The 15,374-nt window shown below is 40.4% G+C and carries 13 protein-coding genes; 11 read left to right on the top strand and 2 right to left on the bottom strand.

From position 1 onward, the window contains the following. The first annotated feature begins 35 nt into the window (after positions 1–35). The 11 genes from BIV59_RS12505 to BIV59_RS12455 all read left to right on the top strand — a co-directional run bounded on the left by BIV59_RS12505 (position 36) and on the right by BIV59_RS12455 (position 11,875). Positions 36–614: a TerD family protein gene (locus tag BIV59_RS12505; RefSeq protein ID WP_071351829.1), complete on the top strand. Its 579-nt coding sequence runs from the start codon at positions 36–38 to the stop codon at positions 612–614. A 317-nt stretch (positions 615–931) separates the two neighbouring features. After that, a complete protein-coding gene (abc-f, locus tag BIV59_RS12500) occupies positions 932–2,569 on the top strand; it encodes a ribosomal protection-like ABC-F family protein (protein WP_071351859.1) in 1,638 nt (545 codons plus the stop codon). Between the two features lie 100 nt (positions 2,570–2,669). Next, entirely contained in the window at positions 2,670–3,230 is a 561-nt protein-coding gene (locus tag BIV59_RS12495) for a cysteine hydrolase family protein (RefSeq protein ID WP_071351828.1), read from the top strand. Positions 3,231–3,508: 278 nt separating this feature from the next. After that, positions 3,509–4,177 carry an HAD family hydrolase gene (locus BIV59_RS12490; RefSeq protein ID WP_071351827.1) on the top strand — a complete coding sequence of 223 codons (669 nt, stop codon included), beginning with the start codon at positions 3,509–3,511 and terminating at the stop codon, positions 4,175–4,177. A gap of 198 nt (positions 4,178–4,375) precedes the next feature. Continuing rightward, on the top strand, positions 4,376–6,760 hold the full coding sequence (locus BIV59_RS12485) for a phosphoketolase family protein (RefSeq protein WP_071351858.1): 2,385 nt from the start codon (positions 4,376–4,378) through the stop codon (positions 6,758–6,760). Between the two features lie 239 nt (positions 6,761–6,999). Then, the gene (locus BIV59_RS12480; protein WP_170846148.1) at positions 7,000–7,815 is read left to right on the top strand and encodes a DUF4405 domain-containing protein; all 816 of its coding nucleotides are present in this window, start codon (positions 7,000–7,002) and stop codon (positions 7,813–7,815) included. Positions 7,816–8,099: 284 nt separating this feature from the next. Further along, positions 8,100–8,603: a YfiT family bacillithiol transferase gene (locus BIV59_RS12475; RefSeq protein ID WP_071351826.1), complete on the top strand. Its 504-nt coding sequence runs from the start codon at positions 8,100–8,102 to the stop codon at positions 8,601–8,603. Positions 8,604–8,653: 50 nt separating this feature from the next. Then, complete coding sequence (locus BIV59_RS12470) at positions 8,654–9,094, top strand: SRPBCC family protein (protein ID WP_071351825.1); 441 nt, start codon at positions 8,654–8,656, stop codon at positions 9,092–9,094. 121 nt (positions 9,095–9,215) lie between these two features. Continuing rightward, entirely contained in the window at positions 9,216–10,181 is a 966-nt protein-coding gene (locus tag BIV59_RS12465; protein ID WP_071351824.1) for an MBL fold metallo-hydrolase, read from the top strand. Between the two features lie 89 nt (positions 10,182–10,270). Beyond that, entirely contained in the window at positions 10,271–11,089 is an 819-nt protein-coding gene (locus tag BIV59_RS12460) for an alpha/beta fold hydrolase (RefSeq protein ID WP_071351823.1), read from the top strand. Between the two features lie 225 nt (positions 11,090–11,314). After that, positions 11,315–11,875 (top strand): AAA family ATPase, encoded by a 561-nt coding sequence (locus BIV59_RS12455; RefSeq protein WP_071351822.1) that lies wholly within the window; start codon positions 11,315–11,317, stop codon positions 11,873–11,875. Positions 11,876–12,640: 765 nt separating this feature from the next. On the opposite strand, the gene BIV59_RS12450 is transcribed toward BIV59_RS12455, so the two are convergent. Both BIV59_RS12450 and BIV59_RS12445 read right to left on the bottom strand, forming a co-directional pair. After that, positions 12,641–13,309, bottom strand: a complete 669-nt coding sequence (locus BIV59_RS12450) for a DUF2642 domain-containing protein (protein WP_071351821.1) — start codon at positions 13,307–13,309, stop codon at positions 12,641–12,643. Between the two features lie 27 nt (positions 13,310–13,336). Further along, positions 13,337–14,698 carry an arsenic transporter gene (locus BIV59_RS12445; RefSeq protein ID WP_071351820.1) on the bottom strand — a complete coding sequence of 454 codons (1,362 nt, stop codon included), beginning with the start codon at positions 14,696–14,698 and terminating at the stop codon, positions 13,337–13,339. Positions 14,699–15,374: the final 676 nt, after the last annotated feature.

Here is a 15,374-nt window from a genome sequence, read left to right as displayed (position 1 = left end):
TTAATGGGTCCATAAACCAGAAAGAGGGGATAATTATGGCTTTATCTTTATCTAAAGGGCAAAAGATTGATTTGACGAAAACAAATCCAGGGCTTACCCGAGTAGTGGTCGGGCTTGGCTGGGATACAAACAGATATGACGGCGGCAATGATTTTGACTTGGACGCAAGTGTATTCCTTTTAAATGCAAATGGAAAATGCGCTTCAGAAGCAGACTTTGTTTTTTATAACCAGCTTGAGGGCGGAAATGGTTCTGTAGTACATACAGGAGATAATCGCACAGGTGAAGGTGAAGGGGACGACGAGCAGATTAAGGTGAACCTTGCAGATGTTCCGGCAAATGTGGAGAAGGTTTCTTTCGTTATCACGATTCATGACGCAGAAGCACGCAGCCAAAACTTCGGGCAAGTTTCCAATGCCTTTTGCCGCATTGTCAACGAAGATACTAATGAAGAAATCATCCGCTATGACCTTGGTGAAGACTTCTCGATTGAAACAGCTATCATTGTTGGAGAGCTGTACCGCCATAACGGGGAATGGAAGTTTTCTGCAGTCGGTTCTGGCTACCAGGGCGGATTGGGGCGTATTGCTACAGACTTTGGCCTGCAGGTTTGATTATTTAGAGCAGTTTGGCGCATGAATTCGTTCATGTGCTTTTTTATGCCGTAATTAACTATTTCATATATGCTGGGGATATGTTACAATTTTTTTAATAACGACCGAGAGGATGATGGGTGGCCGATGGATAACTAACCTATTTTTTATCATTTGAAATTGCATATTTCAAATCATATAACATAGGATTAGTCTGCCCATTTTCTTTTAACTGTAAAGCTATTAACAATAGCTTATTAGAGTATGCAAAACGCGGCTAATCCTTCCAAAATATTGGGAGGATTTTTTTGTTCTCCCTTAAACGAGGGATTGATTGTATGAAAGAGCTTATGAAATTACAAAATATATGTTTTGAAATCAAGGATCATATTGTTTTTGAAGATGTGAATGCAAGTGTGCAGCAAGGAGATATCATCGGTGTCATTGGCAATAATGGCGCAGGGAAATCAAGCCTGCTTGACATCATCAGTAATAAAAGGGTTCCGGCGGAAGGTCACATACTATGGCTGCAGCAGGATTTAAAGATTGTGATGGTTGAACAGGAAACTGAGTCGCATTCTTCTGAAAAAATGAACTTTACAGAGACCAAATTACTGGAGAAGTGGCATGTGCCAGTCCATGATTACCGGACATTAAGCGGCGGAGAGAAACTGAAGGCACGGCTTGCAGCTGGCTTTTCAATGGAAGCAGACCTCTTGCTGCTGGATGAACCGACGAACCATCTTGACGAGCAAAGCTTAGAATTGCTTCACACACAAATCAAAAATTATAAAGGCACCATCATTTTCGTTTCGCACGATCGATATTTCCTTGATGCTGCGGCTACAAAGATTTGGTCGATCGAAGGCAAAAAACTCATTGAACACAAAGGGAATTATTCCAGTTATATGGAGGCCCGAAAATTAAAAAGGCTCACCCAGCAGCGGGAATATGAAAAACAGCAGAAGATGATAGAGAATATTCAGGCTCAAATGAATGAGCTTAATTCCTGGTCGCAAAAAGCCCATTCACAATCAACGAAACAAGAAGGTATTAAAGAGCACTATCGTGTTAAAGCGAAACGGATGGATGCACAAGTGAAGTCAAAACAAAAATGTCTTGAAAAAGAACTTGAGAAGGTAAAAGCAGAGAAGCTCGTGCCGGAACATGATGTGCGATTTTCTATGAAAGCAAATAATAAGACCGGCAAGCGGTTTTTAGAAATGAAGAATATCACAAAATCCTTTCACGGACGGACACTGTTCCAAAATGTTAATTTCACGATTCAGCATGGTGAGAAGGTATCCATATTAGGGCCAAATGGAAGCGGAAAGACGACTTTGCTGAAAGTGATTGCCGGACTGGAACGTGCACAGGGTGAGGTATGGGTATCGCCATCTGCAAAAATTGGCTATTTAACGCAAGAGGTATTCGATTTGCCTCTTGATCAAACTCCCGAGCAGTTGTTTTTTAAAGAAACCTTCCAGGAGAGAGGAAAAGTCCAGACACTGATGAAGAATTTAGGGTTCTTGGCATCACATTGGTCAGAACCGATCGGGAATATGAGCATGGGTGAGCGCGTGAAATGTAAGCTAATGGAATATATATTAGAAGAAAAAGATGTGCTGATGTTAGATGAGCCGACGAATCATCTGGATTTAGCTTCACGGGAGCAGCTTGAAAAAACATTGTCCGAGTATAATGGCACATTAATCGTTGTGTCGCATGACCGGTATTTTCTCGAAAAAACAACAACAAGCAAACTTGTTATTTCCAATCATCGTATTCAAAAACAGTGGAATGGAGAGCAAGGGAAAAAGGATGATCAGGATGAATGCCGGTTAAGGCTTGAAACAGAAAGGCAAGAAGTATTAGGGAAGCTGAGCTTTCTCACGCCAAAAGACAAAGAATATCACGTGCTGGATTTGAAATTTATAGAGCTTACAAAACAAATCCAGCAGCTATTGAAAGATTAAATGAATCTTAGAAAAAGAGGATATTGGGGTTTTGAGGCGAAATATGTGGATTAAAGGGGCGAATCCGTATGAACAATATTAAGGGGAAGGAGTTTTTCTATTGAAACAAGCTTTGCTGGTCATTGATGTTCAACAAGAGCTGGTGGATGGAAATAACGAAAATAAAAGTGTGCACAATAAAGAAAAATTGCTTAATCACATTAATTTGGTGATTGATAAGGCACAAGAATCAAACGCATTAGTTGTCTTCGTTAGAGACACAGATGTGGCTGGCGGTGAAGGGCCAGGTTTTCAGGTACACCCTGAAATCAAGGTGCCGGCTGATGCCAAAATATTTAATAAAGCAGCAACCAATTCGTTTTACGGTACGCCGCTGCTCGGCTATTTAAAGGAAAATGAAATCGGGCATCTTGTTATCATGGGCTGTGCAACTGAATATTGCATAGACACTGCGGTCAGAACGGCAACAGTGAACCAGTTTGATGTGACACTTGTCGGGGATGGACATTCAACGACAGATTCTTCAATCCTGTCTGCTGAACAGATTATAAGCCACCATAATAGAATTCTGCATGGCCATTATAATGTTGATAATTTTTCCGTGGTCCGTGCTGCTGAGGAAGATTTATTCCAGCCAACCCATGACAACTACCGCAGCTGATATGTTGGTAAAAGTCATAGCACATGCCCCGTTCTGAAAGCAGAACGGGGCATGTGCCTATTGAAACAAGCATATAGCTGAAGCTTTAATTTACAATAATCACCTGTTGGAGAGTGATAGATGGGATAGAATGAAAGAGGAAGTTTGGAAATAATCCTGCCTGTTTGAATCCCGCTTCATAACTTAAGCAAATGTAGCACAGATTAATAATTTTATATTATAGGATTTGCTGATTCGGTAAAATTTGAAAGAGGCCGAGCGATAAAGGAGAGAATAAAATGTCTCAATCAGTCATTTTTGATATGGATGGAACACTATTTCAGACAGATAAAATATTGGAACTATCACTTGAAGATACATTTAATCATTTACGGTCATTAAATAAGTGGAATGAAGGAACTCCTATTGATAAATACCGAAATATTATGGGTATACCGCTGCCGAAAGTATGGGAAGCACTTCTGCCTGATCACTCCCAGGAAGAAAGAGAACAAACGGATGCTTACTTTCTCGATAGGCTTGTTGACAACATAAGAAGCGGGAAGGGTGCTTTATATCCTCATACTGAAGAGATTTTCCGTTATCTGAGAGAGAACGATTATTCAATATACATAGCGAGTAATGGGCTAATAAAATATTTACAAGCAATCGTGAGCTATTATCATTTGGACAAGTGGGTTACCGAAACCTTCAGTATTCAGCAAATACAAACGCTGAATAAGGGGGATTTAGTCCAATCAATCATAAAAAAATATAATATCAAAAAAGCGGCGGTAATCGGTGACCGTCTTTCAGATATCAATGCGGCGAAGGATAATGGATTAACTTCCATAGGCTGCAATTTTGATTTTGCGCAAGCTGATGAACTCGCACAGGCTGATTATGTAATAAATGACTTGATTGAACTAAAAGAAATATTGCCTGGTTTAAATAGGGTTGAGGGATAAAAGGCTGCCGCTGAGGCAGTCTTTTTTATTTTCAAAAATGAAAGGAAATATTAAAAATCGGAATCTAACAGAGAAAATAGGGTAGGTGTATATAGTATGTGCTGATGTTCAAGGGATTTCCTTTGAAGAACTGTTTCAGGGTGTAACTCCAAGTTACACAGCTTTAGGAATTATCGAAAATAAGGAGTGTTTAACATGATGCAGCGACATGTATATCAGGATGAATATTCCTCTAGAGAATATATGGATAAACTCGATGCCTATTGGCGTGCAGCTAATTATTTATCAATAGGGCAGCTTTATTTAAAAGATAATCCCCTGCTAAGAGAACCGCTAAAGGCTTCTGACATAAAGGTAAAACCAATCGGGCACTGGGGCACCATTCCAGGGCAAAACTTTATTTATGCCCATTTAAACCGGGTAATTAACAAGTTTGATTTAAGTATGCTTTATATTGAAGGGCCTGGCCACGGAGGTCAGGTGATGGTTTCCAATTCATACCTTGACGGCAGTTACAGTGAAATTTATCCGGAAGTTTCCCAGGATACAAATGGAATGAAAAAACTGTTCCGGCAATTCTCATTTCCTGGCGGTGTAGCCTCACATGCGGCCCCCGTCACACCAGGTTCCATTCATGAAGGGGGAGAATTAGGATACTCGCTTTCCCATGGTGTTGGAGCCATTTTAGATAACCCCGACTTGATTGCTGCTGTCGTCATTGGTGACGGTGAAGCGGAAACAGGCCCATTAGCCGCTTCATGGTTTTCAAATAGATTCATCAATCCGGTAAATGATGGCGCTGTTCTGCCGATTCTTCATTTAAATGGTTATAAGTTAAGTAATCCAACCATTTTATCGCGTATAAACGATGACGATTTAACCAAATATTTTGAAGGAATGGGCTGGGAACCATTTTTTGTCGAAGGCAGCGATCCTAATAGCATGCATGGAGTAATGGCAGAAGTGCTGGACCAAGTGATTGAAAAAATCAAAGCAATCCAGCTTAATGCCCGTGAATCCGGCATGTCTGATGATTATTCTTGGCCTATGATTGTTTTTCGGACACCAAAAGGCTGGACAGGCCCTAAAGAAAGAGATGGTGTCCCGATTGAAAATTCATTCCGCGCTCATCAGATTCCTCTCCCTGTAAGCCAGAATAATATGGAATATGCAAAAGCATTGACTGATTGGTTAAATAGCTATCAGCCTGAGGAATTATTTGAAGACTCTGGACGGTTAAACCCGGAAATTGCGGAGATCACACCTAAAGGCGATAAACGCATGGCCATGAACCCTGCCGCAAATGCGGGTAAACACATCACGGACTTGATTTTGCCAAATTTCCCTGATTATGCTATTGATAACACCATTCCAGGCAAGGAAGCAGCCCAGGATATGTCTGTTTTGGGTGAGTATTTAAAAGATGTAATAAGAAAAAACCAGGATAATCGCAACTTCAGGATATTCGGTCCTGATGAAACAATGTCCAACCGCCTGGCACCTATATTTGAAGTGACAGACCGGCAATGGGAGGCGTCCATTAACAGTCCCAACGATGAATCTTTAGCCGCCAAAGGACGTGTCATTGATTCCCAATTATCCGAACACCAAGCTGAAGGGATGCTGGAGGGTTACGTGTTAACTGGCCGTCATGGTTTCTTTGCCAGCTACGGATCCTTTCTGCGTGTTGTTGATTCGATGCTGACACAGCACTTCAAGTGGCTGCGTAAATCAGCTGAACAAAAGTGGCGGGCCGATATTCCTTCGTTGAATATCGTTTCAACTTCAACTGTGTTCCAGCAGGACCATAACGGCTATTCACATCAAGACCCGGGAATTTTGGGACATCTGGCTGACAAGAAACCCGAATTTATACGGGAGTACCTGCCAGCGGATGCAAACACACTGTTAGGTGTCTTTGACAAAGTTTTAAATGACAGACAAAAAATCAACTTAATTGTTTCTTCCAAGCACCCCCGTCCACAATGGTTTTCTGCTGATGAAGCAAAGGAGTTAGTGGATAAGGGCTTAAAGAGAATCGATTGGGCCAGTACAGATAACGATGCCGAACCCGATCTTGTAATTGCTGCTGCAGGAACAGAACCAACACTGGAAAGCTTAGCGGCAATCAGCTTATTGCATGAGCGGCTTCCTGACCTGAAGATTCGTTTTATTAACGTCGTCGACATACTGAAATTAAGAAATCAAAAGTTAGATCCCCGCGGATTATCTGACGAAGAATTCAACCAATTTTTCACAAAAGATAAACCAGTTGTTTTCGTATTCCATGGCTTTGAAGGCTTGATCAGAGACTTGTTCTTTGACCGCCAAAATCGAAACGTACACATCCATGGCTATCGGGAAAATGGAGATATCACCACTCCATTTGATATTCGAGTCATGAATGAAATGGATCGCTACAGCTTGGTGAAGACGGCAGTACTGAATCTGCCTGATGATCAGGCAAAGGCACATATCACTCAGGAAATGGATGAAGTGCTCGAAAAGCATTTCCAATATATTCGTTCGGAAGGTAAGGATTTACCGGAAGTGGAAGATTGGGAATGGAAGGAACTTAAATGATTAACATCCTTCACCAATAACTAATGAAAAGTGCCTGAACCTGAAAACAGGATCAGGCACTTTTTGGTTCAAATGCACAATCCCGCCTTGACTTCTCCATCATTACTGAATGAAGCCAGCATCTGAAGCGTAAAATCAGCAGACAAGTTTAACAGTGTCTCATACTTAAGGGAATCTTAAGGATTTCCCAATATAATGGGAAACAGCTGAGATGAGTATGCTGATTTGGAGGAATTTATTTGAAAACGAATTATACAAAAATTGTACTGGACTTAATGATGGCAATCACTTTTGTGCTGTTAATGAATCCGAGAGTATTAAGTGGTTTGCCGTTTCATGAAATTGCAGGTCTGGCAATAGGAGCAGCACTTTTTATCCACGTTGGATTGAATTATCGCTGGGTGATAAATACAGCCAGAAAAATTTTCGGCACCAGACTTCCCAAAAAAACCAGATTTAGTTTTGTGTTAAATATACTGTTATTACTATCGATGGGTACCGTGATTATATCAGGTATATTAATTTCCAGGGTAGCTGTACCGAGTCTCGCCATTCAAGGAAGCCGATCTATCCGAGGTATCCATAGTTTCTCTGCAGATGCAACGCTCGCATTAGTTGGTCTTCATATTGCCGTCCATTGGCAATGGGTTATGAGCATCTGTAAAAAGGCATTTAAAACGAAGGAGGGGAAATTCAGGACAGGAGTTATTGCATCAGCGGTGCTCTCAATTGCCATTTTGGCAGGAGGGATTCAATGGTATGCCTCTTCTGCACCTGCTAACAAGGGTGATTTCCATCCAGAACAAATGCAGCAAAGAGGGGAGATGCCTCCTAATAATGGAGGTGAAGGGAATGTAATGAATACACATTCAGGACCGCCAAATGGAGATTTTCATGGACGGGATGGACATGGCGGCAGCAGCAGCCCATTTCTTGTAGTCCTTAACTATTTTGCGATTTGGGCAGCCATTATAATACCGGTTTATTATCTGGAAAAGCGCATCTTCAGGGATAAGCGAAAACCAAAAAGTATTCAGCACAAAGTAACAGGCTGATTAATTTATAGAAAAAGAGTAGAAGATTGGGCTGCCAGGTTAGGCGGCCTTATTTTGTTCCATAAAAGAGTGAAATCATTCGTAACTCTTTCATTTTGTAGGCTGTTTTTGAAAAACGCTGCTTGTATGGAACAAGGTAGCGGATTTCCGCTTCTGGCTCTCAGACTCCTTACATAAGCTCCAAGTTTGATTAAGTTACCTGGCTGTGAAGGATTTAGCTAACGAATAAAGAATGTAATCATGATAATAATCTTTTGCGGGAAATCATAAAGGAGGAGTATCAGGTGGATGCAAGATATCCAGTAGGGACATTTATATGTAATGATGAGATTACAAGTGATGTAATTGATCAATGGATAAAAGAGATTGAGGATTTACCCGGTTTATTGCGCGATTCTGTAAGTGGCATGGATGATGTGCAGCTTGACACGCCATACCGTGCGGGAGGGTGGACAGTCCGCCAAGTCGTCCATCACCTGGCGGATAGCCATATGAATGCCTATATCCGCTTTAAATTGGCCCTTACGGAAGTAAATCCTGTCATCAAGCCTTATGATGAAACTGAATGGGCGGAGCTTCCTGATTATAAACTGCCTATTGGCGTTTCATTATCCCTGCTTGAATCCTTGCATATGAGGTGGACAGAACTTTTACGCAGCTTAAGTCCGGCAGATCTTGCAAAGACCTTTATCCATCCGGAATCTGGCGAAGTTTCACTTGCCGAAAATATAGGCAACTATGCCTGGCATGGGCGGCATCATCTTGCTCATATTGCTTCTATAATATAAGTTAGAAAAATGGAAGAATCAAAAATTTACTAAATGGGAGTTGATTTACCGTGGATATGCAAGTAACAGCAAAGTTTAAAATACTCAAGCCGGCTAATGAAGTGTTTGAAGCTATAGCAGACCCTGAAAAAATGTCTAATTATTGGTTTTCATCAGGAACTGGAAGAGTGGAGCAAGGCAAGACGATTACTTGGAGATACGATGAATACAATGCAGAAGTGGTGATAAATGTATTGGAAGTCGAGGAAAATAAGAAAATCATGTTCTCCTGGGGGGGATATGGCCAAGAAACGATTGTGACAATTACGCTAAATAAGCTGGATGATACGAGTACAATCATTGAAGTAAACGAAGAGGGTTTGAGAGAAGATGACCCTGAAATAGTAAACAAAATGATTGGACAAAAAGAAGGCTGGATATACATGTTAACTTGTTTGAAGGGTTATTTGGAAAATGGCATCAATAATTTAAGGGCATCTTTAATCCATTAGGTAACGCCTAATGGAGTCTTTTGGCTTTTTAAGACAAGAATAAAAAACTTTTCTGTGCGGCGTATTTTAGTTGAATTAGGAATATGGGTACATATTAATGACAAAAGAATAGGAGATCACCATGAAAAAATATCAAAATCAAATACCAACTGTCATGAATATGGGAATCAGGTCTATGTTCAGCATGTTAAGGGACTCATTGTCAGGAAGAGCCGGGCGAAGGCCAGCCGCTTCCATCGATTCACTGGCCTTCAAGCAGGCTGAGTCTATCGCGGCCAGTGATGCACCCCGGGTCACGTGGTTCGGCCATTCGGCTTTTTATCTTGAAATGGAGGGCAAGAGGCTGCTCTTTGATCCAATGTTCGGCTCTCGCCCTTCGCCTGTTTCGTGGGCAGGCACAAAACGATATACTCGAAGCTTTCCTGTTCAGCCTGATGATTTTGTGGAGCTTGATGCAATCATTATATCCCATGATCATTATGATCATCTGGATTACCAGTCCATCCGCCAATTAAAGGACAAGACCCCGCGGATGATTGTGCCGATGGGTGTTCGCCAGCACTTGATTAAGTGGGGAGTTCCTTCAGAGAAAATTACTGAGCATAACTGGTGGGATGAGCTGGAATTGGACGGGCTTACACTGGCTTGTACACCGGCAAGGCATTTTTCTGGAAGAGGACTATTTAACCGTGATTCAACCCTCTGGTGTTCATGGGTGATTGCCGGCCGGGAGACTAAGGTTTTCTACAGCGGAGACAGCGGGTATGGACCTCACTTCAAGGAAATTGGCGAAAAATACGGTCCTTTTCATTTGACGCTGCTCGAATGCGGGCAATACGACGAGCGATGGTCTGCCATTCATATGATGCCGGAACAGACCGTGCAGGCTCACCTTGATCTTGGCGGAAATCTGTTAATTCCCGTTCATTGGGGAGCTTTTACACTTGCCTTTCACTCATGGACAGATCCCGCTGAGAGGGTAACGAAGGCGGCACGAAAACACCAGATTGACATTTCAACACCCAGAATCGGTGAAACAGTCTTATTTGCTTCCGGGCAATATCCAAAAACCTCCTGGTGGGGATAGCTATATGTTGTATACTCTTTGAAGTTACTGGACTTTAATGTGGTAGAAGATGATGCAGGAGCTTAATAATAAACATGGGGGAGTTAGTTATGCCATTTTGCAAAGTCGGTCAATTGAATATTTACTATGAAGACATTGGTGAAGGCATTCCGGTCTTGATGATTCACGGTTTTTCTCCAGACCACAGATTAATGAAGGGCTGTATGGAGCCTGTTTTTAAGGATAGTGCAGGGTGGAGACGTATTTATATCGATCTTCCCGGTATGGGGAAAACAGAAAACTACAGTCATATAAGGAATTCAGATGAAATGGCGGAAGCAATATTACTGTTCATAGATACTATGCTACCTGATCAGCCATTCCTGATTGCCGGGGAGTCTTATGGCGGCTATCTAGCAAGAGCAATCATTAACAATAGGAAGAAACAAATTTTGGGTGCTGCGTTTATTTGTCCCGTCATTTTTCCTGAAAAAGAAGATCGAATATTGCCCCAACACACAGTTGTCTTTAAAGATCATCAATTTGTGGATACATTGACGGAAGAGGAAGCAGAAGATTTCAGCAGTAATCAAGTTGTTCTGGATGAATATAACTGGGTTCGGTATTCCAGTGAAGTGTTATCCGGCTGCAAAATAGCAGATCAGGATTTCTTATCCAAGATTCAGGACAATTATGGGTTTTCATTTAATCCCGATGAAGGCTTGTTTGAAAAACCCAGTGTATTTCTTTTGGGAAAACAAGATTCAGTTGTCGGATATCAAAATGCTATTGACCTGATGGATAAATTCCCAAGATCAACTTTTGCTGTATTGGATAGAGCTGGCCACAATCTTCAAATCGAGCAGTCCCGGCTGTTTACATTACATATCATTGATTGGCTGGAAAGGGTAAAAGAATTCAATGACTGAAGCATTCTTTCTGGGGAAATATCAGGAAAAAGGATGACGGAAAGACCGATAACGGTTTGATAGCCTATTATCGTCTGCTTGCATCATATAAAAGTTTAATAGATTGGTTTATAGAAATTTTACTCATACCGGGCAATGTCAGCGCCTTTTTTCTGGGTGCCGGGTTGTTATGTATGATTCAGCACTAGGTATTTAGTGAAATATTGTCGGTAAAAAGGAGAGCGTATGAAATTTATTCTGATATTTGGACCTCAGGCAGTTGGCAAAATGACCGTAGGACAGGAGTTAGCGGATATAACAGATTTGAAGCTTTTTCATAACCATATGACAATTGATTTAGTGAATCCCTTTTTTGATTACGGTACAAAAGAAGGAAATAGGCTGGTAAGTCTATTTCGCAAGGAAATATTTGAGGAAGTGTCGAAAAGTGATTTGTATGGATTGATTTTCACTTATGTATGGGCGTTTGACCTTCAGGCAGACTGGGATTATGTTAATAAAATCAGTGCTATTTTTGAGTCCCGGGGCGGCAGTGTTTATTACGTAGAGTTAGAGGCAGATTTGGAAGAAAGGCTAAAGCGGAACAAAAGCCCTAATAGACTTGAACATAAACCAACAAAAAGGAATATTGAGAATTCTGAAGCTGATCTAAAGAGCACCATGCAAAAGTACAGATTAAACTCTTTGGAGGGTGAAATTAAAAAGAGGAATTATTTAAAGATAAATAATACAAATTTGAGCCCAAAGGAAACTGCTAAAATCATTAAGGAAGAGTTTGGACTGTAATCGTGTCCGGAACGTTATGCAGGAGTTTAGCAGATGGAAGATTACATTTATTAAGAATGGTTAATTATAAGAGTCCAACTAATTAAGAACCATCTAAGCGTTGTAAAAAGCGGGAACAGAAAAGGGCAAAGAGCGTTATTTATAGCAGAGGAAAATAAGAAGTGAAATAATCGCCAGTTCACGGCTGACTTATTGGAAAGAGAGATCTTTGAGGACAAGCTTTGCAATTATATCTAAGAAATAGAATTTAAAGGTATAGCAGACAGAGGCTGTTTCAACTTATTCAACTTTACCTTCAGATACAAACGGAAGATAGCGCATTTAAGGCTATCTGCCCGCACTAATATGTCTCATACCTTGACTCTATAAGTAATGCTGGTTCTCTAATTTTCTTTTTCTGCTTTTTTGTATCCTTTTATTTTTAATTTAAAAACAAATAATAATTTAAGGGTAATTTGTACAAATAAACAGTTTTAAAGAAACAATTAAAAAAGTTAATGCCGGCTCTTACTATTCACAAGTGTTGCTTCTAACATTAACAAAACTAAACCCAAAAACATATGTTAACAGCAGGTAGCACACTATACATGAAGAGCATGGCCCAGAATGCTGCGGTTCTAAAAAACAACTTTAGAGGTGAATCCATCCTCCTCGGCAAACATCGGGTGGATTTTTTTTATTTTGTGTATAAAACTAAACATCAAGTATCTGGTTGTTTGTGGTTAAAGATGAGTATATCAAGGTCCGCCTCATCAATCTAATTAGTTACGGCAACTGTATCGTTTTAATGTGCTCTACATTCCGATACACCGCTTCCCCTTCAGCTGTTATCAAAGTCATATTGTTATTTCGCATCTTTTGGAGTAAACCAATTTTTTCAGGATGGTCCCCTCCATCTAGTATAATTAATTGATTTTCAAATTTAACCAACTGCTCACTAAAGGATCTGGCTAAAGGAGCGGTTTTGGGCATTAGGGGCAGATTTTCACTCTTTAAGGAATACGGCGTTGTATTTGGCGGGTAGGGAATTAGCCACTTTACATGGTTCATCGAAATAAACATTGATTTGTACACAGGGGAATGAAAAACAAAATAGTCATTCATAATACTAGTTAAATAGCCATGGATGGTTTTATTCCCTGTCACGTAAACCTGAATAAACGAGCCTTTAGCAATCGTTAATGCTTTACGAAAGGATATAGTATCCGTTTCAATCGGATTATCTAAAGGAGGATCATATGAGATATCTTCTTCCTCTTTAATTATTTCTTTAAATCTCTGAATATGAACCGTTGGAATGTAGATAAATGAACGTCCATCGTATAGAACAATGATGTCCAGCCCAGCATCCAGCAGGTTTCCTATGTGATAATTCCCTCCGGAGATTTCCACCTCAATTTTCTTCCCTATTAAATCTGCAAAATCTATCAGCATCTTAATTCTCCTTTTCTAGAAATAATCTTATCGTTCAAGAACTCCGCCAAACAGCCAAAAAACCCAATAATATAAAACGATTAAAGTGAATAGCAGTACAGGCGGAATCACAACACATGTAACTTTTATATACTCCCACCAAGTAATTCTTACTTTTCCTTTTCTAACTATATGCATCCACATCAGTGTAGCGAGCGTTCCCATAGGAAGCAGTAATGATCCTATGTCGCTGCCAATTACGTTTGCAAGATAGGCAACTTTCAAGGAAAGCAGATCTAGGTCCATATGAGTTAACGTGAGGGTTCCGACCATGAGGGCTGGGTGATTATTGAAAATATTGGAGAGGACAGAAAGAAGGATACCCATCATGATACTCGCATGGAGCAGGCTTCCAGATACGATAGGCCGCATGAATCCAATCAGCCAGTCCGTTAAACCAATGTTATTTAAGCCGTAAATAATGACATACATACAAAAGGCGAAAACGATAATATACCACGGCGTCTTTTTTAGCATATCGCCAGGAGGTATTTTTAAATAAGCCCATCTCCATATTAAAAGGATAAGCGAGCCGATAACAGCCATAAGGGAGACGGGAATGTTCACAAATGAAGCAACAAAGAGGCTGATACGTACAGCAAAAACGAATAGAAGAACATTCCGCATGAATTTTGATCGTTCTTTTTCTGACGTATGCTGATATCCTGTTTTGAGCGGGTGGTAAGATTTAAGTGTAAGCCCAGTTACCGCAGAAGGAATTGTTTTCGGCAAATCTTTATAAAATCGAAGGAAAAGAAGCCCCACTAGCAAGAGAAGACCAAGTGTTGCAGGTACAAACATCATTGCCGTATGCAAATACAAACTCATATGCACGATTTTCAGAGCGATTAGATTTACAATATTGCTAACACCAATGGGAGCGCTAGATGCGGTGGCTATCAGGCCCCCTGAAAGTAAATAAGGGATTTTTTGATGATTTTTTAAGCGCATGTTATTTAATAACATGACTAGAATTGGGGTTGTGATTAAGATGCTGCCATCGTTATTGAAAAAGAGTGTCATGAGAAAACATAAAAGGTTCACATACCAGAATAAGCGAATCCCTGACCCTTTTGCTTTGGCAGCGAGTTTTTCTGCCATCCAATTAAAGAAACCAAAACTTTCTAAAACAATCGCCATGACAATCGTCGCTACAATGGTAATAGCTGCACCACTTATAGTGCCGGCTATTATACCCAGATCCGATATTGAAACACTCCCGCTAAGCACAATAATAATCGCACCTATTGCGGCAGGTATGGCCTCATTTATCCCTCTGGGTCTCCATAGAATAAATCCGAGGGTAACCAAAAAAGTCAATATGGTTATCCAGGCGGTTAGATGAATCATAGTTGTTCTCCTTTCATCCACAGCTAGTTTACCTTTATGTTTCTGCGAGACGGCCTAACCCCCTCATTAAGTAAGTCCGCTCATGTCCCCCCCATCCATCTATCCCTCTTGTAATGTTGTACTATATTTATATGTATCACGAATAAGACAGGCTTTAGGTTTGTACCCGTTTTTCCATAAATCCGCATGAATCTATAAATAAATGCCCCAATTAAAATTACCATTTGCTAAGACAATAGGTGCTCACTAAGGTGGAATGAATTTTTAAATACGCTAAGAAAATTAATTAGCAGAGCCTAAAAAAGATATTAATAAAATGATGGATGAAAGGGTGAATCACTGGGAAGGGATGTTAAACACGGGAGAGACGAACATAATAACGAACCCAAAATATAGTATTTCCTACAGCCATTAAAGAGGGCATCAAGGTTATATCAATATTTAAAGGACTAATAATCATGCAAATAAAAGCCAGATTGCTAAAAATGCTGTAAGTATAAAATGCAGCAAGTAAACATGGCTCTAGCAAAGAATTGGAAGAAGACCATCCAAAAGCATAGCTCACGAAATTAATGTTTCAAATGTAAATGTTGAGTAGACTGTGATAGTCTCTTCAGCTAGTCAGCTTATGCAGAAAATGCAGTCTAGACAAGGATTTCCTTAATTTAATCAAACG

It is taken from the genome of Bacillus sp. MUM 13, from assembly GCF_001866725.1.
Classification (GTDB): Bacteria; Bacillota; Bacilli; order Bacillales; family DSM-1321; genus Peribacillus.
This window is presented reverse-complemented; position numbering and strand designations above follow the sequence as displayed.

Bases quoted from the DNA above. Each gene is read 5' to 3' on its own strand.
- BIV59_RS12505 (WP_071351829.1), top strand. From the start codon at position 36: ATGGCTTTATCTTTATCTAAAGGGCAAAAGATTGATTTGACGAAAACA.
- abc-f (WP_071351859.1), top strand. From the start codon at position 932: ATGAAAGAGCTTATGAAATTACAAAATATATGTTTTGAAATCAAGGAT.
- BIV59_RS12490 (WP_071351827.1), top strand. From the start codon at position 3,509: ATGTCTCAATCAGTCATTTTTGATATGGATGGAACACTATTTCAGACA.
- BIV59_RS12485 (WP_071351858.1), top strand. From the start codon at position 4,376: ATGCAGCGACATGTATATCAGGATGAATATTCCTCTAGAGAATATATG.
- BIV59_RS12465 (WP_071351824.1), top strand. From the start codon at position 9,216: ATGAAAAAATATCAAAATCAAATACCAACTGTCATGAATATGGGAATC.
- BIV59_RS12460 (WP_071351823.1), top strand. From the start codon at position 10,271: ATGCCATTTTGCAAAGTCGGTCAATTGAATATTTACTATGAAGACATT.
- BIV59_RS12455 (WP_071351822.1), top strand. From the start codon at position 11,315: ATGAAATTTATTCTGATATTTGGACCTCAGGCAGTTGGCAAAATGACC.
- BIV59_RS12450 (WP_071351821.1), bottom strand. From the start codon at position 13,309: ATGCTGATAGATTTTGCAGATTTAATAGGGAAGAAAATTGAGGTGGAA.
- BIV59_RS12445 (WP_071351820.1), bottom strand. From the start codon at position 14,698: ATGATTCATCTAACCGCCTGGATAACCATATTGACTTTTTTGGTTACC.